We start from the raw sequence: 24,704 nt of genomic DNA, 5'->3' as shown, positions 1-24,704 counted from the left end.
TTCTTACTAGCTGTCATAACATAAAGATTAATAATATTGACACACTAATAACAAAAAAAGCATATCCATGCCATAAATAGATATTTCGTCTATTAGGTAAATTTCAAATTAGTTATTATTTATACAATAATAACTAAAAATTTCTCATCTACTTTATCTAAAGATGTAAAAATTCAATTTGAACTTAAAAAAGCTGTTTTTCAATTTTTTGGCAAGTAAAATTTAAAAATAATACCAACTAGATTTAATTATATTACTCTTAAGACAATTTCTGCTCTTAAATAATAGCTTTAAATACTTATGTTATTAATCCTTATAACTAGCTTTTTTTTATTAATAAAATTTAAAAAAAAGAATTTAAAAAATTAAACCTCGCCTATAATTTCAAACCATATTATTTAAAATAGGAATTGAAAGTTCAAAGCCAAAGGTTTTTTTAGAAACTTTAACTATAGGAACTCCTTGTCTTCTTTTATATTCACTTTTAAAATAAAGATTTAAAACTTTATCAACCGTACCTTTTTCAAAATGAAGATAAATTGAATCTACAGATTCATTACCAAGCAAATATCTATTTAAAATAACATCAAGAACCTCATATTTTGGAAGATAATCACTATCTTTTTGGTTAAACCTTAATTCAGCCGAAGGCTCCTTTAAAATAATATTAACAGGAATAATGTATTGATCAAACTTTTTATTAATATACTTAGCAAGATCATAAACCTCCGTCTTAAAAAGATCTCCTATCAAAGCAAGTCCCCCACAAGTATCCCCATAAAGGGTACAATAACCAACTGCAATCTCACTTTTATTGCCAGTATTTAAAAGCAAAGAATTTTGAGAATTACTATAAGACATTAATATAAGTCCTCTTAACCTAGCTTGTAAATTTTCTCCAGTAATACCTTCAACATCAAAGTACTCTTCAAAAAATCTACTGCTTACATCAAACAAGTCTTTTATTGGCATTTCAATCAATTTAAAACCTAATTTTTTAGAAAGCTCTCTAGCATCAGAAATAGAATCTGATGCTGAAAATTTACTAGGCATAGAAATTCCAACAACATTCTCAGCGCCCAAAGCAAAACATGCAAGACACGCAACAAGAGCAGAATCAATACCCCCAGATAACCCCAAATGCACCTTAGAAAATCCCGAAAAATAAATATATTCTCTCAAAACAAAAGATATTGCTAAAATAATTCTTTCAAAAAGCTCATTACATGTATCAAATTTTAAATCTTGAAATGCATCATTAGATATAAAATCAAATTCAAATCCTTTTGCTTGCTTTACCTTACCAAAATTATTAATAAAAAAGCTACACCCATCATAAACTGCAGAATCTTCAGCTCCATAAAAATTTGAATAAACAACATCCAGGTTGTTCTCAACAGCAACTCTTTCAAAGAATTTTAACCTAAGATTATTTTTGTCCTTAGTGAAATAAGATTTAGACGGTATTATTAAATACTGAGCCTGCTTTAAATCCTCACCAAATTTAGAATTCAATCCTTTAAACAATAAAGCATCCTCAAAATTTAATACAGCAAATACTTTGTTCTTATAACTAAAAAAGCCGGGTAAATTGCATTGTGATACACTTAGAATAACTTTATGATTACTAATAACAGAAACAACATCTACAAATTTGCCACCCTTGTAAACACTATGGCCAAAAACAATCAAAGTACTATCATTAACCTGTTCTCTCATAAATTCAATGAACTTACATATATTTTGAGAATATTTAGAACGCTCAAACAAATCGCTATACTTAATTTTGCTTAAAAACATAGAAGGAAAAACTAAAACTTCTGATCCCCTCAGCAAGGCTTCATCATAATTAATTTTAAAATCGGCAATACACTTATCAAAATCTAAAAATCTATATTTAGTTTGAGCAATGCTTATTTTCATAGGTAAATAATAAGCAATAACACATTAAATTACAACAAAACATTTAATAACTTTGCAAAAATTAATACTCATCCACACTCTAATAATACCTTAAAAATTAAGAGTATCTATAAATGCACTAAAAACAAAAAAATCGAAAAATGGTATTAAAAATATTCTGATAAATAAAAAATTAAAATTTTTTATTTTGACAAAAAAATACACACCAACATCTTGCTAAATAACAATATGTATCAATACAACACTATTACTGCAAGCTTAAGAAAAATATATATCTTGCAAATGATCAAAATGAGTCATTTTTACTAAATTTTAAGAAAGAAAAAAATTTGTAAAATATTTTTTTTAAAGATAAAATGCTTTATCAAAGGAGGAAACATGGAAAAAAAAGAAAGTAAAAACGAAACCGAAAAAACCAACAAACAAGATAACAAAAATACAAAATCTCAAAAAAAAGAAAACTTGGATTTGGTAAATTCTGATAAAAAAATTACCGAACTTGAAAATGAAATCTCCAATCTTAAAGATTTGTATTTAAGAAAACAAGCAGAATTCGAAAACTTCAGAAAAAGATTAGAAAAAGAAAAAGACAATTTTGTTAAATTTGCAAATGAAACCATAATGAAAGATGTCGTTAATTTCCTTGATAACCTAGAACGGGCTATTAACTCTTCAAAAAAATCTAAAGATTTTGACAACCTATTAACAGGAATCAGCATGATTGAAAATGAAATACTATCAATCTTTGATAAAAAATATAATTTAAAAAAATTTGGAGAAAGCGGAGAAAATTTTGATCCAAGTCGTCATGAAGCAATAAGCATTGAAGAGAAAGAAGATCTTAAAAATCCAGAAATAGTAGAAGTATACCAAAAAGGATATTGCTACAACGAGAGAATATTAAGAACAGCTAAAGTTAAAGTTGCTCAAAGTAAAAATTAATTAGAAAAGAGGAGGTTTATAATATGGGCAAAATAATAGGTATCGACCTGGGAACAACAAATTCATGCGTAGCTATAATGGAGCATGGAAAACCAGTTGTAATACAAAATTCAGAAGGAGGAAGAACTACTCCGTCTATTGTTGCATACACAAATAAAGGCGAAAGACTTGTAGGACAAGTTGCAAAAAACCAAATGGTTACAAACCCTGAAAACACAATTTATTCTATTAAAAGATTCATGGGAAGAAGATTTGAAGAGGTTGCAAGCGAAATAAAAATGGTTCCTTATAAAATAGAAAAGGGACTAAATGGCGATGCAAGAGTAAACATTTCCAATATAAAAAAGCAAATGTCACCACCTGAGATCTCAGCAGCAACTCTTACAAAAATGAAAGAAACAGCAGAAGCTTACTTAGGTGAAAAAGTTACAGAAGCTGTAATTACAGTTCCTGCTTACTTTAACGATGCTCAAAGACAAGCTACAAAAGATGCTGGTAAAATAGCGGGTCTTGAAGTAAAAAGAATCGTTAACGAACCAACTGCCGCTGCTCTTGCTTATGGGATTGAAAAAAAACACGAAGAGATTGTTGCTGTTTACGACCTTGGTGGAGGAACATTTGACATTTCAATACTGGAGCTTGGAGATGGTGTTTTTGAAGTAAAGTCAACCAATGGAGACACACATCTTGGAGGTGACAATTTTGACGACGAGATAATAAAGCATTTAATTTCAGAATTCAAAAAAGAAAGCGCTATTGATTTGTCAAACGACAAAATGGCTCTTCAAAGACTCAAAGAGGCAGCTGAAAAAGCTAAAATAGAGCTATCAGGCTCTCAAGAGGCTTCTATAAATCTTCCATTTATTACAGCAGATGCAAACGGACCGAAACACTTACAATACACTCTAACAAGAGCAAAATTCGAACAAATGGTAGACCATTTAGTTCAAAAAACAAAAGAACCATGCCTTAAAGCTATTAAAGATGCAGGGCTTAAAGCTTCTGACATTAATGAAGTAATACTCGTAGGCGGATCAACAAGAATTCCTGCTATTCAAAAAATTGTAAAAGATATATTTGGACAAGATCCCAACAAAGGAGTAAATCCAGATGAAGCTGTAGCAATTGGGGCTGCTATTCAGGGTGGTATTTTAACCGGAGAAACTAAAGACATGGTACTTCTTGACGTTACTCCACTCTCACTAGGAATAGAAACACTAGGTGGTGTAATGACCAAACTTATTGAGCGAAACACTACAATTCCTACAAAAAAAAGTCAAGTATTCTCAACAGCTGCTGACAATCAAACCTCTGTTGATATCAAAGTCCTTCAAGGTGAACGTGAAATGGCAGCACAAAATAGAATACTTGGTAATTTTATACTTGATGGAATACCAGCAGCACCAAGAGGAGTACCTCAAATTGAAGTTAGTTTTGACATTGATGCTAATGGAATAGTTCATGTGTCTGCAAAAGATATAGGAACAGGTAAAGAACAAAAAATTAGAATTGAATCATCATCGGGGCTCTCTGAATCAGAAATAGAACGCATGGTAAAAGATGCAGAAGCTCATGCAGAAGAAGATAAAAAATTAAAAGAAAATATTGAAACAAAAAATACAGCTAATTCTTTAATTTATCAAACAGAAAAATCATTAAAAGAATATTCTGAAAAAATTTCAAGCGAAGACAAAGAAGCTATTGAAAATAAAATAAAAGAATTAAAAGAAAGTCTTGAAAAAGAAGACATTTCACTTATAAAATCTAGAACAGAAGAACTTCAAAAAGCTTCTTACAAGATAGCTGAGATGATGTACAAAGATTCTTCCCAGCAAAATGCAAGCAACCAACAAGAAAATGCTACTCAAAACAATACAAGCGAAGAGGGAAAAGAAGCTGATTACGAAGTTGTTGACGAGGATAAAAAATAGTGAAAAAAGATTATTATGAAATTTTGGGGCTCTCAAAAGGAGCCTCAAAAGATGAAATAAAAAAAGCTTATAGAAAATTAGCAATTAAATATCACCCTGACAGAAATCAAGGGAATGAAGAGGCCGCTTCTATCTTTAAAGAAGCTACTCAAGCTTATGAAATTTTAATAGATGATAATAAAAAAGCCAAATACGACAGATTTGGACATTCCGCTTTTGAAGGAGGAGGATTTGAAGGATTTTCAAGTGGATTTAGTGGATTTTCAGACATCTTTGAAGATTTTGGCGATATTTTTGATTCATTTTTCACTGGGAACAAAGGACAAGAAAAAAATAGAAAACATTCAAAAGGCGAAGACTTAGGATATAACATAGAAATATCTCTTGAAAATGCATACTTTGGTTACAAAAATGATATAAACATAACAAGACAAATACTCTGCCATTCTTGTATTGGAAAAAAATCCGAAAAAGGTACAAGTCCTTCGATATGCAACATGTGTAACGGCAGCGGAAGAGTAGTACAAGGCGGAGGATTCTTCAGAGTTACAACAACATGTTCTAAATGCTACGGCACAGGTAAAATAATATCAAACCCTTGTAAATCTTGTAAGGGAAAAGGAAGTATTACAAAACAAGAAACTATTCAATTAAACATTCCTTCAGGTATTGACAATAACCAACAAATAAAAATGAAAGGCAAAGGGAATGTTAATCCAGACAACCAAGAATATGGTGATCTTTATGTAAAAATATTGATAAGATCTCATAAAATATTTAAAAGAAATGGAAAAGATCTCTACGCAATGCTCCCAGTAAGCTTTACTCAAGCAGCCCTTGGAAAAGAAGTAATAATAAAAACAATCGCTTCAAAAGAGATTAAAATACAAATTCCAAAAGGAATAGAAAATGAAGAGCAAATTTTAATTAAAAGCGCAGGAATGCCAATTCTTCAAACTGAAAAATTTGGAAATTTGATATTAATCACCAAAATAAAAACACCTAAAAATTTAAATTCCAATGCTATCAAACTTTTTGAAAACTTGAGCAAAGAATTAAGAGATGGTGATGAAATAGATTTACTCAAAGTATAATATGTACATAACTCATGCCAATTCAATAATTGAAAGTATAAAAAACAATAAAGGATTTGAACTTTATATATCAAAAAAAAGTTCAAAAACTAAAGAAATTGAAAAACTGGCTAAAACACACAATATAAAAATAATAAGAATAAGCATAAATGAACTTGACAAAATTCTTAAAAACAAAGATCACAGGGGATTTGCATTAAAATTAAAACTTGAAAAAATTAAAAATGTAAAAACACAAGCTAAAGATTTTGAAGACTTGCTAGAAGCATTTAAAAAAAAAGAAAATGCTTTCATTTTACTTCTAGACGAAATAGAAGACCCCCAAAACTTTGGAGCAATTCTTAGAACAGCAGAACAGTTTAGTATAGATCTTGTAATTACTACTCAAAAACGTAGCGCAAAAAACAATTTGACAGTTTTGCGCACTAGCTCTGGCGCAAGTCAGTATGTAAAAAAAATAACAGTGACTAATATAAACAACACAATAAATTTTTTAAAAAAACATGGCTTTTGGATATACACAGGTGACGTTAAAGGACAAGATATAAACAAAATTAAAATAAACGACAAAAAAATTGCACTCATTTTAGGAAATGAAGGAAAAGGTGTGCACAAGCTAATAAAAGAAAATTCTGATTTTTTAATAAGGATCCCGACTAGTGGTAAAATAGACTCGCTTAATGTTTCTGTATCCACGGGTATTTTAATCTTTGAAATCAAAAGACAATTAAATTTACTCTAAAAGATTAAGTAAATAAAAACTTTATTTAAAAGCAAAAAAACATCTAAATAAACTATTTTAAAAAATTTCCCAATTCAACAGACGCAATAAACCCTTCAGCAGCGGCAGTAATGGCCTGAGCATAAAGTTTATTACTAACATCTCCACACGAAAAAACACCTTCAACACTTGTTTTAACAACATCTTTAGTTACAATAAACCCTTCTTCATCTAAATCCAAAAATCCTTTTAAAAATTCTGTATTCGGCTTATAGCCAACAGCCATAAATACAGCATTTACTTCCAATTCATGAACAACATTATCTTTTTTATTAAAAATTTTAACCAAAGAAACAAAAGATTTGCCATTTACTTCTATGGCTTCTGAATTATACAAAATTTCAATATTCGGCAACTTTGCAACACTATCTCTTAACATAGCAATAGCTCTAAGATAATCTTTCCTTACAATAATATAAACCTTATCCGCTAATTTGCTTAAATAAATTGATTCTGAAAGAGAAGTATTCCCTCCACCAATTACTGCAACCCTTTTCCCTTTAAAAAGATGTCCATCACAAATAGCACAAACCGAAATACCCCTATTCCAAAATAAATCTGAATTTTTAAGAGTTTCAAGTTTTTTGGGTTTTGATCCCACAGCAATAATAACAGCTCTACTTTTATAAATATAATTTTCTGTATAAAGGTAAAAAATGCTATTTTCTCTTTTTATAGAAAAAACAGTTTCGGAAAAAGTTTTAGCTCCAAGATTTACTACTTGCTCTCTCATATTCAACATCAAATCTCTGCCACTTATTCCATTCTTAAAGCCAGGATAATTATAAACTTCTGTGGTTGTGGTAAGCTGTCCTCCGGGTTCAGGACCTTCTAAAATAGTAGCCTTATAATTACTCATAACAGAATAAATCCCAGCCGTTAATCCAGCGGGACCAGATCCTACAATTATTACATCTTCAATAAATTCTATCTCTTTTTGAGATAATTTTTTTCTTTTGGTCAGATTTACATCAATGGTTTCGAATTCTAACATATCTAAACTTCAAGCCTCTCTTAAAGATTTTAATACAAATCTTAGCATTGCTAAAATCAATATTAAATACTTAAAATCGACTCATAAGTTTATTGACATTAACTTCAAAAACAGAACATGGAACAAGAATGCCAAAATTATTTAAAACATAAGGCGAAATTTCCCCAAAACTACCTATATTAAAGCCTTCAATCAAAATATCCGCCCCCCTACCATTAATATAAAAAGTGGTTTTTGATTCTCTTAAATTAATCTCAATATTTAAATAATAAAAAAGCGTTGCAACAATTGAATTAATTTCATTAAAAGAAATTTCTTTACCAGCCATTAAAAAAGCTAAATTAGTAAAAGTACTTGTTCCTTCAATAGTATCCAAATTCTTTAAAGCTACTTTACCAACCTCAAAAATTTTATGCGGATAAGGAAAATTAGAACTAACGCTTTCTGATTTTAATAAATTAGGAATTATTGATGCCCTAATATATTCATAATTCTCTGTCATTGGATTAGATACTTTTAAAAAATTTTGATCATCAATATTCATTCTATCAATAAAATCTTTCTTAGAGCCCATATAATTATAAATCATCTCTTGAAATCCCATACCCACCATTAAATTTCTAACATCTCTTGAAAACTCTTCTAAATCGCTAAGCCTCCCCACTGCAAAGGCCTTAGGAAGCTCTGGATAAAAACTTGCAAGACCTTCCCCTATCATTACATCTTCAATTATGTCAACCTCATGAAGAAAGTCGTTTCTATAAAAAGGCGGAATAATATAATTTTTAAAATCCCTAGAATAAGAATTTACTCCCATTTTTTTTAAACTAAGGCAAATACGTTCTAATGTTAAATTACTTCCAAGCAGTCTATTGACATTTTTCACATTAAACTCTACTTCCTCTTGAAAATAATAAGGGCATACTAATTCTTCAAAATCTAAACCGAAAGGCTCTCTAAACACAGTTTTTACAGGCAAAATTTCAAAACCCATATCATAAAAATCACAAGCTACTACAGACAACGCTAACAAAGCTGCTTCAAAATCAACACCCGTAACCTCAACAAATAAATCAGTATCACCAACCTTTAAAGATCCAATATTCTTAGAATTAATTATTGGGGGGTAAGAGACTACGTTATTATTACAATCTAATAATAGCGGATACTTATCAAAATTTTTAATAATGTAGGAATATTCCAATCCTTTGGGATGCTTTTCATTTATTTCTAAAAGAGAAAGCTCACAATCCATTCCCAGGGGAACAAACTTATGATTAGGAGATGAAGCAACATAACTTATTGGAAATTCAATAAAATTAGAATTATACATCCCCATTGCAACTCTTTTTCTCTTTTGACCATAACTTTGACAAAGTTTTTCTTGAAATTGAATTAGTGTCTCAAGCATTCTATCATTGGCAATCAATCCTTTTGCTAAAAATCCAAAAATAAACGGTCTGATTTGAAACATTTTAGTATCGACTAAAATTTCACCATAGAACTTTTTAAAATCTCCTTTTTTTGAAAAAAAATCATAACAGGGCATTTCTCCAAAAAAATAAGTTTTTATTTGACGCGCAAGTCCGGTATAAGACCACAAATCTGGTCTATTTGTATCATTAAATTCTATTTTGATTTTTCCTGAACTTTCATCAAACCCATCAAATTCCGCTTTAAATGGTTCGAGTAATTCTGAAATCTCTAAATTTGTAAAATTTTTTCCTATTTTATCTAAAAAAAGATTTTTGTAAATTTCTACCTTTGGCATTTTATCTTTCCTCGCCTTAAAATAACATCACCAATATCATAAGTAAAAAGATCTCTCAAATCATTTAAACCCAAGTGCATTAAAGCCATTCTATCTATTCCAATCCCCCAAGCAATAACAGGAAGATCAATACCTAAAGGCTTTGTAACTTCTGGTCTAAAAATTCCACTTCCTCCAAGTTCAAACCATCCAAGAACAGGATGTTTTATATGCATTTCAATCGAAGGTTCGGTAAAGGGAAAATATGCAGGAACATATTTAACTTCTGTAGCGCCTGCAAGCTCTTTAGCAAAAATTTCAAGAAGGCCTAGTAAAGTTTTAATGCTAACACTATCCTCAATAACAATCCCCTCAGTTTGATAAAAATCAACTCCGTGAGTTGCGTCTACTTGATCATATCTAAAACATCTAATAACTCCAAAATATCTGCTTGGATTTTTGGCATTAATTAATTGTTTTGCAGAAAGAACGGTGCCCTGAGTTCTTAAAACCAATCTCTTGGAAAGATCTTCGCTAAAGCTATATCTCCAACCTCTTGAGCCTGTTGAATATCCTGATTCATGGGCTGATTTTACATTAGAAAAATAAGGTTCAGGCAAAGATTTTTGAATACTGGGATCTGAAATGTAATAGGCATCCTTAATGTTACGAGATGGATGAAACTGAGGCATAAAAAGAGCATCGTTGTTGAAAAATTCTGTTTCTACTAAAGGACCATCAAACTCTTGAAAACCAAGACCTACTAATTTGTCTTTAATTTTAGAAATATAATCTAAATAAGAATTAAACCGCCCAATAAAAGTTTTAGCTGATGGAATATGAATATTGTAAGCTCTAAATTTTTTATTCTCATACGTTTTATTTTTTAAAATTTCGGGAGTAAGCTTAGTAAGCTCATCTCCTGTTAATTTACTTTTCATTAAAAAATTTTTCACTTCCAATCCAAAATCAGATAATCTAAACCTTAAATCAAGTTTTTCTATTATTTTAAAAAATACAGAATCTGCTCCTTTTTTCTTAGCAAAATTTGATATTAATAAAAGTTCTTCGGTTGTCAAGCTTTCTCTAAGAAGATCGGCACTTTTTGCTCTTTCTAACAAGACACGTATTTTTTGATAATTAGTCTCCAAGCCGTCTAAAAAATTTATAATAATCCGATTATTTAAATCAAGAGAAATAATACCCTCTTTTAATAAATTGCCAAATGCTTTTCTCACTTCTTTAACATCAAGATCAAGCTCTAAGGCTAAATTTGAAGCCGACACTGCCTTTTGAGATACTAGATTTATTATTTTTTCCTCAACAAATCCAGCTTCTAAAACGCTAAGGCCTCTTTCTGTTGCTTTATAAAATACATTTAATTTCCTATAAATTTCTTCAATAATCTTTTTGGAACTTAACCATTCAATCGTTTTATTTGCTTGACCTTCATTAAACCCTAATTTTTCAATAATAATTGAAGCAGAAATATTATCCCCTTCTTCATTATTTAAAATTGCCTTTATCTCAAGAGGATGCAATGTTTTTATTAAATTTAAATCTGCCTTCATAAATATAACCTTTAATCACCCTTGTTACTTATGCCAAGCTCTAAAATAAGCTCAACTTCACCAATAGATAACTTAGTAGCTCTAGAAATTTCTTCAGCACTCCATCCTTGCCTCATTAATTTGATTACAGAATTCCTAACAGTTTCATTATTAAGACCAATATTATCTTGATACTTAGAATCTGTTTTAACAAGAATGCCAAGAGTTTTTATTCTTTCTTCTGCTGCAATATTTAAATTCTCTAACCTTGTCTCAGATTTTACTACCTTCTCTCTCATAGTTAAAGTATTTTTCAATCTATTTTCAATATCTAAGAGCATTTCCTTTAAATTCTGAGCATTAATAAACACTTCTTCTGACAACCCTTTATTTGATAAAAGATTAGAAACAACATTTTCCATATCTTTGAGATTGTCTTGAAACTTAGAACTCTCTTTACTCAAAGTATTAAATCTTTTCTCTACTTCATTTATTAAATCAAAGTTTTTATCAATGGACTCTATAGTACTCTTTAATATACTATCTTTATTGCTAATTCTTTCATAATTATCAAGAATACTTCTCTGCTCATCAGATATCTCTTTTATTTTAGCTTTATAAATTTGCATTTCATCATAAGATTCGATTAAACTCTTATATCTACTATCAAATGAAGAGTAAAATTCAAAGAACCTATTAAAATCATTCTTAATAGCTTTAATAGATTCTTGTTCTAACTTTAACTCATTAAAAGTTTCAATAATGCCTAATGTTTCTTTTTGAATATTATAAAATTTTTTGTTAACGTTTTCAAAATTACTTTTATATTCCTGAGCAAGATCTATCTCATTTTTTAAAGTTTTCCATAATTTTTCCAACTTGTCCTTAAGAGAATAAGCCTCCAAAAATATTGAATTATTTTTTTCAAGCTCGGCATCCAGTTTTTTAAAATTTTCAATTTGAAAATTTATTTTATCATAACTATCTTCAAATTCTTTTCTCAAATCAGACTTATATTCAACCAAATTGTCTTTAATGTCGCTAATAAATTTATTAAATTTATTATCACAATTTAATACTTTAGATTCAAGTTCTAAAACATTAGCATCAACCTCTCTCAATAATTCTTTATGATTTTTCTTGAATTCAACCTCAAATTTATCAATTTGTTCTTGCAAGTTATTCTTTACGGTTTCAATCTCTAATGTTGAATGTTTTAAACTTTTTTTAAGCTCATCCTCAAGTAAATCAAACTCTGATTTTATAGATTTAGAAAACGAATTATATTCATTCTCAATTGATGTCTCAATATTATTTCTATATAAACTAATTTTTTCAGAAAATTCTGAAATATTTTTATGCATTAATTCAATTTGACCCTCAAAGCTTTCCTTATCACTAGAAATCACATCAACCATTTCTCGCCTTACTTTATCAAGAGTAGAAGACAAAGTTGTAAATTCATGCTCCAACTTTTGATTAAGCTCAAAAATCCTATCTTCAAGATTCTTTTGCTGAGTTGAAAATTTCACTTCTGCTTGAACTAAGATGTCTTCGGTTTTTTTATTAACCCTTTCATCTATCTTTTCTACTTTAAAATCAACAAATTTTTCAAGATCTAAAACCTTAAGATTTAATGAATTACCAATATTTTTAAAGTCAAGATGAACTGATTGTTCAATTTTTTTAGCCTCACTTTGCAAATTGCCAAAAATCTCTTCAGCCCTAATCTCAAAACCATCTTTAAAGGATTCTAAACCAACCTTAAGATTAAGAATATCATTCTCAAACGATCTAATTCCAATCTCAGCAAGATTTATTCTCTCTTCTATTGTACTATAAGATTGTTCTTGCCAATTTTTTACATCATCTTTAATATTTAAAAACCAAGAATCAATAATGTTTTGCCTATTATTTACAAAATCAATAAATTCATCTACTCTCCCGGTAATATTGGTTTCCATTAAAGCTATCTCACTCTCCATATCTTTTTTTCTAGAAAAAAATTCTTTAGTAAAATCCAAATAAAAATTTTCTTTATCATTTTTCATTTTTTCTTCAATATCTACTCGAAAGCTTTGAATAAGTTCTGTTTTGTTTTCCAAATTTTTAGATAAATCATATTCTAAATTTTGAATTTTATCATTATAAGAAGCAATAAAGTTTTCCAAAGAATATTTAAGCTCTTCGCCTCTAATTTTCAAATCTTTAAAAAAATCTTCTTCTAATAGTTTAAGATGCGATGAAACATTTTGATAAGACTCTTCTTTTAATCTAATAACATCCTTTTCAACATTATTTAAATCAGATTCAAGATTTTTAAGATTTTTCAGTTGAGATTCAAGTTCAAAAATCATCTCCTTATTTGAATGCTTAAACTCCTCACTTAAAGTTGCAATATAAGAATTCAATCTCTCTAAAAACTCATTGTACATATCAGCATACTTCTTCTCAAGACTATCATATTGACTTAAAGCTAAATTATCAATGGCTTTAATTTTGTTGTCAATTTTATTCTCCAAATCCAATTGTCCTTCATTGCACCTTTCTTCAAGTTCAATATATTTAAGATTAAAATCATTAGATATTTTATCAATACATTCATTCACTTTGGCATTCAAATTTTTCTCTATGCTATCAAAAGTATTTTCAATTGATTCTAAAGAATCAATTCTTTTATGAATTTCATTTTCATACTTCACAATGTCATCATTAATCAAAGTATTTACTTTTTTTATACAAACCTCAAAATGATCTTTTATATTCTCTTCAACACTTACCTTAATCTCTCCAAATTGAGAATTTACAAAACCGTAACAATCTTTAATTTTATCTCGCAATTCTTTTTCAAAATCTAAAATATCTTTTGATCTTTGCTCTATCGTCTCAAAATTATGATCCATTTCAGAAATCTTAATCTGCAAATTTTCATCATTGATTGTAAGTGTTTTATAGATTTCATCTCTAATTTTTGAAATAGCCCCCTCACTTTCAATTAAAAACGTAGAATATCTCTCTTCAAAATTACTCTCAATAAGCTTAAATCTTTCCTTATAAAGATCATTTAAAAACTCAGATTTACTCTCAATATTATTTTTAAGATCATTTGTTATCTCTCCAAATCTCTCTTTTGCTTGCATAATATCACTGTCAATCGTTCTCCTATAGTCAATTGCTTCCTCCAATCTAGATTTATAATACTGTTCAATTTCTTTAATAAACTCAGTAATTTTTGTCTCTCCATCATCTGTTAGATCTTTAACTTTCAATTCAAATTTTTCAACTTGATACTTTGACACATCAAAAGATTCTTTAAGTTTTTGAAGATTTTCATCCATACCCTTGCTAAGACTATCTATTCTGTCTGTTAATCTTCTATTTAAATTTTCAATCTCATGCATTATTTCATTTTCAAGTTTGCTAGAAATATTTTCTGAATACCCTCTATAATTAGATATCACCTCATTATATTTCTCATTAATTTCTTTGTTTATATCATTAAACTTTACACTAAGAGAATCAAGAGTAATATCTATATTAGCCTGAAAAGAAGCAATATCGGTTCTTTTATCCTGCAACAAACTATCAACTTCTTTAACAAATTCCTCTGAATTATTTAAAACTACAGCAAACTTTTTTGACAAATTTTCCTCAAGTTCTCTAGTCTCTTTATTAAAATGGTTCATTATATCCTGTAAAAGCTCATCAGAATATATAGTACCCTGATTCCTAAACTCATCTATTTTCTCAAGATAATAACTCTCAAGACTTTCTATGGAAAATTTAAGCTCCTTGATTTTTGTAGTCACCTCAGAATCTATTAAATCTAGATCCACTTTGCCCGAAGACAATAAATTCTCAATTTTAACGGTTATTTCGTTCAATTTGCCTTGCCAATCACTAAGCTTGCTGTCTACTTCATTGTTAATTGAATCTTTCCTGCTTAAAATATCTTTAGAAATTCTATCTAAAAAATCATCAATTTGCTTTTGATTATCCGATTTTATATTAGAGACAATTTGTAGTTTTGATTCAATAAATTCATTAAGATCAGATTTAAAATTATTTAAAATATCTTCTGATTCAATCTTGAAATCTTTTAATTTATAATCACATTCTTCAATCTTGCTTATAACAAAAGTATTCTTATCATCAAATTTCTTGTTCAAATCCTCAAGCATAAATAAACTTTTATCTTTAATTATTTCTGTTTGCCTATTAATAAATTCTTTAATTTCTAATACAGCCTCATTACTTTGTGAGTATGACATATCTTTTAATTCTTTATATTTTCCTACCACTAAACTTTCAATATCGCCTGTTTTTAACAAAACATATTCCATTCTATCGTTAACATCTTTTTCTAGATTTTCTATTTTTAAACTAGCAGATGAAAGTAATTCTTCACTAGAAATCTTAATATCAAGTAACGATTTATTTAAGGCAATAAGCTCATCTTTCCAACTACCATGCATATCAATAGCTTTTTTTTGAATATGATCTGAAAGATCATTAAAAACACTCTCACTAAGCTCTATTCCCTTGTCTTTTTGAATCTGAATTAAACTTAAAAATTCTTCATTTGTTTTATTTATTTGAGATTCAATATTTTTTAAATTAGAATCCATTTCACTTTGCCACTTTGAATATTGAAGCTTATTTTCTTCTAGCTGACTAACAAAAATATTTACCTCATCATAATAACGATCCTTAAACTCTACTATATTTTTACCAATTTCATCTTTAATGCCAACTAAACTAGTGTCAAAATCTCGCTTTAAAATTTCTTGTTTTTTTTCAAACACATTACACAAAGATCCAATTTCATTTTCTAATTTTTTATTTAAATCTTGAAATTCTTGATAATTATTAATCACCTCTTGAGAGAGTGTGTCAAATTTTTCACCATAAATTAAAGAAAACTCATCCATTTTCGCTGTTAATTTATCTGCAAGGCCTTTATATTTAGATTCTATTTGATCCTCGAATTTAAAACTGTTTGAATCTAAAGATTCAAAAAGAGCCGTGTACTTGGCATTTATATTATCACTTAAATTTGAATATTTATTATTAAACTTGCCATCAATTTCTTCAAATTTAGAAATCAAATTATCATTAAGCTTAATAAGCTTATCTTGAATATTTGAATCAACATCTAAAAGTTGAGATTCTGATTGCATTTTAAGTTGCTTAATATCATTTTTAAAACTTTCACTAAATACTTCAACATCTAAACCAAACTTATTTTTAAATTCAAGATACAATCCATTAGAATCATCTTCAAGCTTCTTCATTAAATCAATAGTACCTGCCTGAACGCTTTCCATTTTAGAATTCAAATCTAATAAACTAAGCTCTACCCTTTCTCTTATACTTTTATCAACTTGACTTATTTTATCTTCATAATCCTCATAAATATTTTTAAGATTCAATCCAACTTGAGATCTAAATTTATCAAAAACATCATCAACCTGCTCCTCATACTTTCCCATCTCTATTCGTATTGACTCCTCAAGTGAATTAATTCTTGAATAAACATTGTCCTTGAAAGAAGAACTCATGGAAGAAATTTCATCGTCCACCAAAACCAATTTATCCTCAAGTTTATCTTGAATTTCCTTAGAACGATCATCAACGTATGTAAAGATATCCTTAAACTTATTCTGTAATTCTTCATTTAGTCTATTTAAAATAAAATCTTCTTTCTCATTAATTTTATTCTTTACGCTTTCCATAATAAGCTCTATAGAATCTTCTATTAACTTATATTTGTCTTCATAAAAATGAAAAGAACTTTCTATCTCTTTACTATATTTACTAATATTAAATTCAACTTTTTCAAGAAAATTGTTAAATTCTAAATCTAATTTCTCATTACCCTTAACTAAAATATCCTTTTTTCTCTCTTCAATATTTTCTAAATCTTTTGAATAAAGATCAATCTCTTTATTCAAATTATCCATTTTAAAAACAAGATTCTTAATATTAGTATCAAATTTTTCCCAACTAGCAATTTTAATAGACTCAAGATTTTCTTTATTGGCTTTGTCAAATTTTTCTAACACTGAATTCAAATTTGATTCAACAAAATCAATTTGAGTATTAAATCCTTTTAAAGTTTTTGAAAGTTTATCTACTATTTTCCCATCAACTTGCAATCTTTGTATATTCTCTTGAACTTTAAAGGTCATTTCATCAAGATCTTTAAGCATCGAATCATGATAAGCTATCTTTTTTTCAACCTCTGCAAAATCATTGCTTTTGTTTTTAATCTTTTGCTGAACTTCGTCAATCTTTTTTATTATTTCTATACTAGATCTTTGATAAGCTTCCATATCAACAGCAAGATCATTAATCTCTTTTGTCTTATCTTCAATAAAATCTTCAAGATTAACCTTTGCAAGATCTATGAACTTTTTAATTTTATCTAACGCTCTAGAACGTTTGTCATATTGCCTATAAACAAACAAAACTATTGAAACCAGAAAAAGGTTAACTAAAATAGTCGCAAAATCTATCATAAAATATTTTACCCATATTCTATATATTCAAACGTATATATTCTCTCAAATCTTTATAATCATGAAAAATAAAATCAATCATCTCCTTGCAATTTATATTCTTTTTTGAAAAAAAAGCTGTTTTCATTGAAACATTTTTAGCCCCTAAAATGTCATATTCATAAGAATTCCCTACATACAAAATATTATCACTACTTAAATTCAAATCCTCAATAACTTTTAAAAAAGGCGCTTTATGTGGCTTTAAATATCCAGTATCTTCTGAAGAATAAAGAATATCCCAAAAACTGTCTTGAATGCCCAGTAAATTTTTGACACGACCTAAAATAGGAAAGTCTGACATTACGCCTAATTTTATTCCCCTAAATTTAAGCCAATAGATTAAATCTTGAACTCCAAGATATGGTTTTAGTTTCTTAAACTTATTGCTAAAACTCTGACTATAATATATTTTATTTAATAAAAAAGCACACCGATTCTCATCAAGATTTAAATGTTGAGAAAGCATTGCAACCTGAATAGAAAACAATTCATTCCTATTTGAAAGTGAAAATTGATTGTTTTGTAAAACTCGTATTTTTTTCCTAATTTGTTTAAAGGCCAAGAAAAACTTGACATTAGTTAAAAATTCAAAAAACATTAATTTATTTCTATCCACTTCAGGATACAAGGTGCCATCTAAATCAAATATTACAGCTTTAATCATGACGATTGATTATTTGCCTTTATAGGTATAAATACTATCGGTAAATTTTCAGGAATCTTAACTCTAACTAAATGAATATAAGATTTTGGATATCTTTTTTGAAGAGACTTGATTGAAGTTTCAGCATTAACCTCATTAACAGAAACTCTAAAAATTCTATTTTTATCAAGAAATGGAAGAAATAAAACAACATGCTTATGAAGCATCATACTTGATGAATTGTTAACACCTGTGCTAATAGATCCAAAATAAATATATCCAGGCTCATCTAAAGCCAGACTGTATAATATAAACTCTAAATTTTCAATTTTATAGCCACGATTGTCAATATAATCGAAAAACTTAATATTATTGACATCATTTTCCTTAATTTTAGATAAATTTAAATCCATATTAATATTATTTATCCTATAGGCAATATTACGAATCCAATCAAGGCCAAAAAAAGGATCCTTATTAAATTCGTAGTTTTTAGTAAAAACACCACCTCTAACACCAATATGTCTAAGCTTAAGGTCATCAATTCTTAAAAGTCGTCCCGTCATTGATTTATAAATCGAATCCGCCACCCATTTAACAAATCCTGAACAATTAAATCCCACAGGATCCTTTTGCAACAAGCCAGTTTTTATATGAACCATTTTGCCATACTCATCCATTGCACCATCAACAACCTCAGCAATGGGAAAAAATGCAATAGCCTTTCTTAAACCAATTACCATATTAAAAATATTTTTATAAATATCAAAATATTCAGGAATAAAATATCTAAAATCAATAACCTTAGAAATATAATTTATTATATTTCTAAGGGAAATTACTGCAATGTCTTCAATCTTAAAAGGCAATTTAACATCTTTATAAATTAAAGTATTTACTAAATAAAAATCAGCACTAGAAGAAAATTTTGCAGGCTTTATTCTAATAAACGAATCTCCTCTGTTTATAAAAAATATTTTTATCTGTTCAATACCATCTTTGCCTACTTTAATCACATAAGACCCTGGAAAAATATAATCCACATTCTTTCTTTTATTAAAAAAAGAATAGTAAACATACTCAGAAGAAACTACACTTGAAACTTCAATGTAATAATTTTCTGTAATAAAATGCTTAATTGGACTTATTTTTTTTTGCACATAGCTCGAATTAAAATATTTTAAATACTTAGTCCTTATATCAAAATCATAAAAAAAACTCTCATCAAGTGCAAAAAGATTTAGACTCCTAATTATTAAGAATAAAAATATATATTTCACTTTAAATCTCTTATTTTTTCCCTCAATTCTACTAAAATTGGAATATTTTTATATCCAATTTTACGTAAATTATTTACTAAATAATTATAGTAAGAATTCGGAAAATTCTTTATTTTATTTGCAAAAAGAATAAACTTGACAGGATTAGTACTAACTTGTGTAATATATTTTATTTTATGAGAAATATTTAAATGATAATCTTTAATCCATAAATTTAACATTTTATTTAGATCTGGAGTACTGGTTTTAAGCTCAAGCTGATTTTTTAACTTAAAAGCTTCTTTAAAAAGAGAATCTAAACCTATCTTTTTATGAACAGAGATTTTAAATATGGGAGCAAAACTTAAAACAGGGAAAAAAAAATTCACGCGACTCTTTAAGGTTTCAAAATAACCTTTAGATTCTCCCACAAGATCCCATTTACTAAACACAATAATAATTCCTTTCCCTTTTTTAACAACATAATGGGCAATCTTTTTATCCTGAGAAGTTAATTCCTCTTTAACATCAATCAACAAAAAAACAATATCCACCATATCAATTACTTTTAAGGCCCTGTTAACAGAATAATATTCAACAATTTCATTTACTCTTGCTCTTCGCCTTATCCCAGCTGTATCAATAATCTCAAAAACTTTCCCATTTCTGGTTAATTTAGTTTTAATAAAATCTCTAGTAGTACCAGGTTGATCTGAAACAATGGAAATTTCATTTCCAGATAAATAATTAATAAGAGTGGACTTGCCTGAGTTGGGCTTACCTATAATCCCAACTCTAATATTAACTTCATCCTCAATATTAGCTTCACCAACTTCTACTTTTAAAAAATCTCTAAGCTTAGTAATGCCTCGACAATGAACTGCACTAACTAGGAAATAGCGCTTAAACCCTAAATTATGAAATTTATGAGCTAAAAATTCCTTATCTTTAGTATCTACTTTGTTTAAAACTAAAATTACCTTACTACTATATTTTCTCAGTTTTTCAATAACCTGATAATCTTCAAGTAAAATTTCATTAACATCTAAAACTAATAAAATTAAATCAACTTTTTCTAAAGAGCTTAAAACTTTTTGTACAACAATTTTACTAATCTCATCTTTTAAGATCGTAAATCCACCAGTATCAATTAATTTAAAATTAAAAGAACCAACCTTACAAACCTCTTCAACTAAGTCTCTAGTAACACCGTAAGTACTCTCAGTGATACTTCTTTTTCTATTTAAAATTCGATTAAATAAAGCAGATTTTCCAACATTTGGTCTACCAACAATAAGAACCTTTTTATAACTAAACAAAGCAAATACACCTCTTTATTTATTCCGATATTTCCATTATAATATCAAATATTAGTATTTATGCCAATTGCACATGAGTGTTTATATTGAAAAGAAAAAAAAGTTCAAGCTCAAACAAGTCAGACATACTTTTAATTTTAATTGCTGTTATTTTAACAATAATTAGTGCTCTATTAATAATCAAAAATTCACTCATTATGCATATTTTCAAGGAAAAAAGTTACGATAATAGTTTATTTGAACCAAGCCAAACACAAGATAATAAGTTAATTGAAGCCGAAAAAGACAGCAACAAAAATACAAATATAAAAATGCTTAAAAATGAAAATTTTTTAATCCAACCACCAGAAATAAAAAAACTTGAAGAAGAGCTCAAGCAAAACCAAAGAAATAATAACCTTAAAAACAAAAAATTTATTAAACTTTATTTTATAAAAGTCACCCCAGAAGGCTATTTTTTAAGACAAACTGTAAAAAGGGCTATTTATTACGACAAAAATATTCTTGAAGAAACACTAAAATCTTTAATCAAAGGACCAAATGAATACGAGCTAAAAAATAATTTTTTAAGTCTAATCCCTATAAAAACTAAGCTGTTAAGCTTAAGTCTAAGAGAAGGAATTGCCAAAATAAACTTATCTAAAGAGTTTTATGAAAATAGTTTCGGAATTGAAGGAATAATTAATCAAATCGCTCAAATAATCTTAACATGTCTTGAAATTAAAGGAATTGATGGAATAATTTTAACAATAGAAAATAATCCAATAATACTTGAAGAATTAAACTTAAACTTCTCCGGAATATTAAATAGAAAAACTTTAGACAAATATTAAAATTCAATATTGCTAAGCAATTGCATAGAGCTTGCAATATTTAAAACGCTTGACCTAACAACTAAAAACATAAATTCTTGATTACCTTTTTTACCTTTGGTTTTTAACTTTAATATATTTTTAACTTGTAATTTATTTTTATAGAACTTTTCAATTACACTTTGCAAAATCATCTTCAAATACTTGCCGTTCACAACACCATTAAAATTTTTTATATTTAAACTTAAACTTTTAAACTCAAACTGAGGCTTGATCAAAACTATAATAAAATTATCAGAAAGTTTATCTATTAAATTCACACAGATACTTATTGATGATCTAAAAGAAACATCTACAACAGCAAAATTAGGTACAATTTTGAATTCTGCAACATCAAAAATATTAGTTCTCTCTAAAACTTTAACTCTTGGATCAATTCTCAATTTATAAGAAAGTTGATTAATACCTACATCAATTGAATAAACAAAATTGGCACCGCACTGCAACAGACAATCGGTAAAACCGCCAGTAGAAGAACCGACATCAACACAAATTTTATTTTTAACTTCAATTTCAAAATCTTTAAGAGCTTCTAAAAGCTTATAACCTCCCCTTGATACAAATACTTGACAAGCATTCTCAATCAAATCTATTTTACTTGTTTTGCTTATTAACATTTTAGGATTTTTTTCTTTATGAGAATTTACATATATATTACCTGTTAAAATCAAAACCATTAATTCTTTTCGAGTTTTTTTTGGATACCTTTTACAAAGTATATTTAATAAATTATTTTTGAATCCTTTCAATTTTTAAAGCACGGCCTGTCTTTAGATTAGAAGTAATAATAACTCCCTGTAAAATTGTGTCATCTTCAACAACTTCAGCTCTCAAAGGGACATATTCAAGCAAGCCTTTAAGAGAAATATCAGGATTAAATCCTATTACAGAATTTAATCCACCTGTCATTCCAACATCACTAATATAAGCTGTTCCTTTTGACAATATTCTTTCATCCTTAGTCATAACATGAGTATGAGTACCAACTACACCTGTTACAAAACCATTTAAAAAATATCCAAAACTTTCTTTTTCATAATTACTCTCAGCATGAAAATCTACAAAAATGGTTCTAACCTTATTACCCAGCATATTAACCAATTTTTTTGTATTATCAAAAGGATTCTTAACAATAAAATTCATATTCAAAACCCCTTGAACATTAATTACAGCAACCTTTTCATCTCTAATAGTTAAAAAACAATAACCATGTCCATCTAACAAATCTGAAAAATTATTAGGTCTTAAAATACACATTTGCTTATTTAAATAGTCATTTATTTTACAATTAGAATATACATGATTGCCAGTGGTAATAACATTAACACCCGATCTAAAAAGATTATTTGCTATTTCGGGAGTTATTCCAAAACCATTTGAAGAATTTTCTCCATTAGCAATTACTAAATCTATCTTATATTTATTCTTAATACTTTTAAGATTAAAAAAAACTTTTTTTAATCCACCCTCGCCTATTATATCCCCAATTATCAAGGTTTTAATAACGCTATCTTGCATATTCAATAACTCTGGTTTCACGAATAATTGTAACTTTAATTTTTCCAGGATATCTCATTTCAGCTTCTATCTTCTTAGCAATGTCTCTTGCAAGTAAAATTGATTTTTCATCATTAACCAAGACATTGTCAACAATAATTCTAACTTCACGGCCAGCTTGAATCGCATAACATTTTTGAACACCTTCAAAACTATAGGCAATGTCTTCGAGTCTTTTAAGTCTATTTATATAGTTGTTTAAACTTTCCCGCCGTGCTCCAGGACGAGACGCCGAAATGGCATCTGCTATTTGAACAACAATAGCCTCAAGACTCTCGGGTTTAACTTCATTATGATGAGCAGCAATAGCATTAACAACAATTTCACTCTCTCCACAACTTTGAGCAAGTTCAGCACCAGTAATAGCATGTCCCTCACTATTCTCAGAAATGCTTTCCATCCCTTTCCCAATATCATGCAAAAGACATGCTCTTTTTACCACAATAGGATCTAATTTCATTTCTTTGGCTAAAATTTCTCCTATTATAGCCGTTTCTTTAGAATGGCTTAAAACATTTTGACCATAACTACTTCTAAAATAAAGCCTTCCTAGCCCTCTAATAAGTCTCTTATCAAGACCATGTATATTAAGATCAAAAACTACTTTTTCACCTTCTTCTTGAATAATGCTATTTATTTCATTGGTAACATTATACACAACTTCTTCAATCCTAGCAGGATGAATTCTGCCATCTGTAACAAGTCTTTCTAAAGTTCTCTTGGCAAGCTCCTTTCTTATTGGATCAAAGCAAGATATAACAACAGCTTCAGGAGTATCGTCAATAATAATATCGGCTCCTATTAAAGTCTCAAGAGCCCTAATATTGCGCCCTTCTTTACCTATAATCCTTCCTTTCATCTCGTCATTGGGTAATTCAACAGAAGCTACTGTAAACTCTGAACTTACCTCTGTAACAATACGCTGCATAGTAGATACTAAAATATCTTTTGCAACTTTATCTGCTAATAACTGGGCTTCTTGTTCGCTTTTATTGATAATAACTTGAGCATCTCTTCTAGACTCATGCTCAACTTTTTCAATTACAATTTTTCTTGCATCTTCTCTTGTAAGACCAGAAATATTCTCCAATCTTTTAACAAGATCGGTCTCTTTTTCTCTTATTGCTCTTTCTTTTTGTTCAAATTCTTTAATTTTAAAATCAACTCTAGACTGCTGTTTATCAAGAGCAGATATCCTCTTATCTAAAGTTTCTTCTCTTTGTAATAATCTTTTTTCTAGATTAACAATCTCATTTTTACGATCTCTTATATCCCTATCTTGCTGGTTTTTTTCTTTAAGCATTTGAGATTTTGCATTAGCAATAATTTGCCTTCTTTCATTTTCTATCTCTAATTGTGATTCTACCCTTACTTTTGTCAGATTTTTTTCTAAATCTAATAAAGACAATCTACCTAAAAAAACTCTTAATAAAAATCCTAATATAAAGCCAGCAAAAATAGAAGAAAAAATAATATACATCATATCATTTAACTCCCATGCTGTTTAAAAGCAATTTAACTTTAAT

Annotated in this window: 16 protein-coding genes; 5 read left to right on the top strand and 11 right to left on the bottom strand. The window is 28.3% G+C overall.

Annotated features, from left to right (window positions below):
• Window positions 1–384: 384 nt before the first annotated feature.
• Window positions 385–1,923, bottom strand: coding sequence for an NAD(+) synthase (gene nadE / locus QIA21_RS03210; RefSeq protein ID WP_301393108.1), 1,539 nt, complete (start codon window positions 1,921–1,923; stop codon window positions 385–387).
• A 378-nt stretch (window positions 1,924–2,301) separates the two neighbouring features.
• Here nadE and grpE point away from each other — a divergent pair, with 378 nt between their 5' ends.
• From grpE to rlmB, 4 genes are read left to right on the top strand one after another with little or no spacing between them, the layout of a single operon-like run.
• On the top strand, window positions 2,302–2,865 hold the full coding sequence (gene grpE / locus QIA21_RS03205) for a nucleotide exchange factor GrpE (protein WP_301393107.1): 564 nt from the start codon (window positions 2,302–2,304) through the stop codon (window positions 2,863–2,865).
• Window positions 2,866–2,888: 23 nt separating this feature from the next.
• On the top strand, window positions 2,889–4,796 hold the full coding sequence (dnaK, locus tag QIA21_RS03200; RefSeq protein WP_091972089.1) for a molecular chaperone DnaK: 1,908 nt from the start codon (window positions 2,889–2,891) through the stop codon (window positions 4,794–4,796).
• Entirely contained in the window at window positions 4,796–5,890 is a 1,095-nt protein-coding gene (dnaJ, locus tag QIA21_RS03195) for a molecular chaperone DnaJ (RefSeq protein WP_301393106.1), read from the top strand. The genes dnaK and dnaJ overlap by 1 nt, the downstream gene beginning before the upstream one ends.
• Window position 5,891: 1 nt before the next feature.
• Window positions 5,892–6,632 carry a 23S rRNA (guanosine(2251)-2'-O)-methyltransferase RlmB gene (rlmB, locus tag QIA21_RS03190; RefSeq protein ID WP_091972093.1) on the top strand — a complete coding sequence of 247 codons (741 nt, stop codon included), beginning with the start codon at window positions 5,892–5,894 and terminating at the stop codon, window positions 6,630–6,632.
• A gap of 52 nt (window positions 6,633–6,684) precedes the next feature.
• Here the strand turns inward: rlmB and trxB are convergent, their stop codons facing one another.
• The 7 genes from trxB to der form a co-directional block, all read right to left on the bottom strand.
• Entirely contained in the window at window positions 6,685–7,665 is a 981-nt protein-coding gene (gene trxB, locus QIA21_RS03185; protein WP_301393105.1) for a thioredoxin-disulfide reductase, read from the bottom strand.
• Between the two features lie 70 nt (window positions 7,666–7,735).
• On the bottom strand, window positions 7,736–9,436 hold the full coding sequence (pheT, locus tag QIA21_RS03180; RefSeq protein WP_301393104.1) for a phenylalanine--tRNA ligase subunit beta: 1,701 nt from the start codon (window positions 9,434–9,436) through the stop codon (window positions 7,736–7,738).
• Window positions 9,424–10,986, bottom strand: coding sequence for a phenylalanine--tRNA ligase subunit alpha (pheS, locus tag QIA21_RS03175; protein WP_301393103.1), 1,563 nt, complete (start codon window positions 10,984–10,986; stop codon window positions 9,424–9,426). Before pheS ends, pheT begins: the two co-directional genes overlap by 13 nt.
• An 11-nt stretch (window positions 10,987–10,997) precedes the next feature.
• Window positions 10,998–17,486 carry a SpiroCoCo family coiled-coil protein gene (locus QIA21_RS03170; RefSeq protein ID WP_301393102.1) on the bottom strand — a complete coding sequence of 2,163 codons (6,489 nt, stop codon included), beginning with the start codon at window positions 17,484–17,486 and terminating at the stop codon, window positions 10,998–11,000.
• 19 nt (window positions 17,487–17,505) lie between these two features.
• Window positions 17,506–18,192 carry an HAD family hydrolase gene (locus QIA21_RS03165; protein WP_301393101.1) on the bottom strand — a complete coding sequence of 229 codons (687 nt, stop codon included), beginning with the start codon at window positions 18,190–18,192 and terminating at the stop codon, window positions 17,506–17,508.
• Window positions 18,189–19,451 carry a hypothetical protein gene (locus tag QIA21_RS03160; RefSeq protein ID WP_301393100.1) on the bottom strand — a complete coding sequence of 421 codons (1,263 nt, stop codon included), beginning with the start codon at window positions 19,449–19,451 and terminating at the stop codon, window positions 18,189–18,191. The genes QIA21_RS03165 and QIA21_RS03160 overlap by 4 nt, the downstream gene beginning before the upstream one ends.
• Window positions 19,448–20,749, bottom strand: a complete 1,302-nt coding sequence (der, locus tag QIA21_RS03155; protein ID WP_301393098.1) for a ribosome biogenesis GTPase Der — start codon at window positions 20,747–20,749, stop codon at window positions 19,448–19,450. Before der ends, QIA21_RS03160 begins: the two co-directional genes overlap by 4 nt.
• Before the next feature lie 86 nt (window positions 20,750–20,835).
• Here der and QIA21_RS03150 point away from each other — a divergent pair, with 86 nt between their 5' ends.
• Entirely contained in the window at window positions 20,836–21,582 is a 747-nt protein-coding gene (locus tag QIA21_RS03150; protein WP_301393096.1) for a GerMN domain-containing protein, read from the top strand.
• Here QIA21_RS03150 and QIA21_RS03145 read toward each other — a convergent pair.
• The 3 genes from QIA21_RS03145 to rny are packed head-to-tail and all read right to left on the bottom strand — an operon-like array spanning window position 21,579 to window position 24,661.
• On the bottom strand, window positions 21,579–22,370 hold the full coding sequence (locus QIA21_RS03145; RefSeq protein WP_301393095.1) for a TlyA family RNA methyltransferase: 792 nt from the start codon (window positions 22,368–22,370) through the stop codon (window positions 21,579–21,581). The two genes, QIA21_RS03150 and QIA21_RS03145, sit on opposite strands and share 4 nt — an antisense overlap.
• On the bottom strand, window positions 22,351–23,139 hold the full coding sequence (locus QIA21_RS03140) for a TIGR00282 family metallophosphoesterase (protein WP_301393094.1): 789 nt from the start codon (window positions 23,137–23,139) through the stop codon (window positions 22,351–22,353). The genes QIA21_RS03145 and QIA21_RS03140 overlap by 20 nt, the downstream gene beginning before the upstream one ends.
• Entirely contained in the window at window positions 23,129–24,661 is a 1,533-nt protein-coding gene (rny, locus tag QIA21_RS03135; RefSeq protein ID WP_091972111.1) for a ribonuclease Y, read from the bottom strand. The genes QIA21_RS03140 and rny overlap by 11 nt, the downstream gene beginning before the upstream one ends.
• Window positions 24,662–24,704: the final 43 nt, after the last annotated feature.

The sequence above is a fragment of the Borreliella japonica genome, assembly GCF_030438115.2.
GTDB lineage: Bacteria > Spirochaetota > Spirochaetia > Borreliales > Borreliaceae > Borreliella > Borreliella japonica.
The sequence above is the reverse complement of the archived record's forward strand: the minus strand, read 5'-3'. Positions and strand labels throughout refer to the sequence as shown.

Bases quoted from the DNA above. Each gene is read 5' to 3' on its own strand.
- nadE (WP_301393108.1), bottom strand. From the start codon at position 1,923: ATGAAAATAAGCATTGCTCAAACTAAATATAGATTTTTAGATTTTGAT.
- grpE (WP_301393107.1), top strand. From the start codon at position 2,302: ATGGAAAAAAAAGAAAGTAAAAACGAAACCGAAAAAACCAACAAACAA.
- dnaK (WP_091972089.1), top strand. From the start codon at position 2,889: ATGGGCAAAATAATAGGTATCGACCTGGGAACAACAAATTCATGCGTA.
- rlmB (WP_091972093.1), top strand. From the start codon at position 5,892: ATGTACATAACTCATGCCAATTCAATAATTGAAAGTATAAAAAACAAT.
- trxB (WP_301393105.1), bottom strand. From the start codon at position 7,665: ATGTTAGAATTCGAAACCATTGATGTAAATCTGACCAAAAGAAAAAAA.
- pheT (WP_301393104.1), bottom strand. From the start codon at position 9,436: ATGCCAAAGGTAGAAATTTACAAAAATCTTTTTTTAGATAAAATAGGA.
- pheS (WP_301393103.1), bottom strand. From the start codon at position 10,986: ATGAAGGCAGATTTAAATTTAATAAAAACATTGCATCCTCTTGAGATA.
- QIA21_RS03170 (WP_301393102.1), bottom strand. From the start codon at position 17,486: ATGATAGATTTTGCGACTATTTTAGTTAACCTTTTTCTGGTTTCAATA.
- QIA21_RS03165 (WP_301393101.1), bottom strand. From the start codon at position 18,192: ATGATTAAAGCTGTAATATTTGATTTAGATGGCACCTTGTATCCTGAA.
- QIA21_RS03140 (WP_301393094.1), bottom strand. From the start codon at position 23,139: ATGCAAGATAGCGTTATTAAAACCTTGATAATTGGGGATATAATAGGC.
- rny (WP_091972111.1), bottom strand. From the start codon at position 24,661: ATGATGTATATTATTTTTTCTTCTATTTTTGCTGGCTTTATATTAGGA.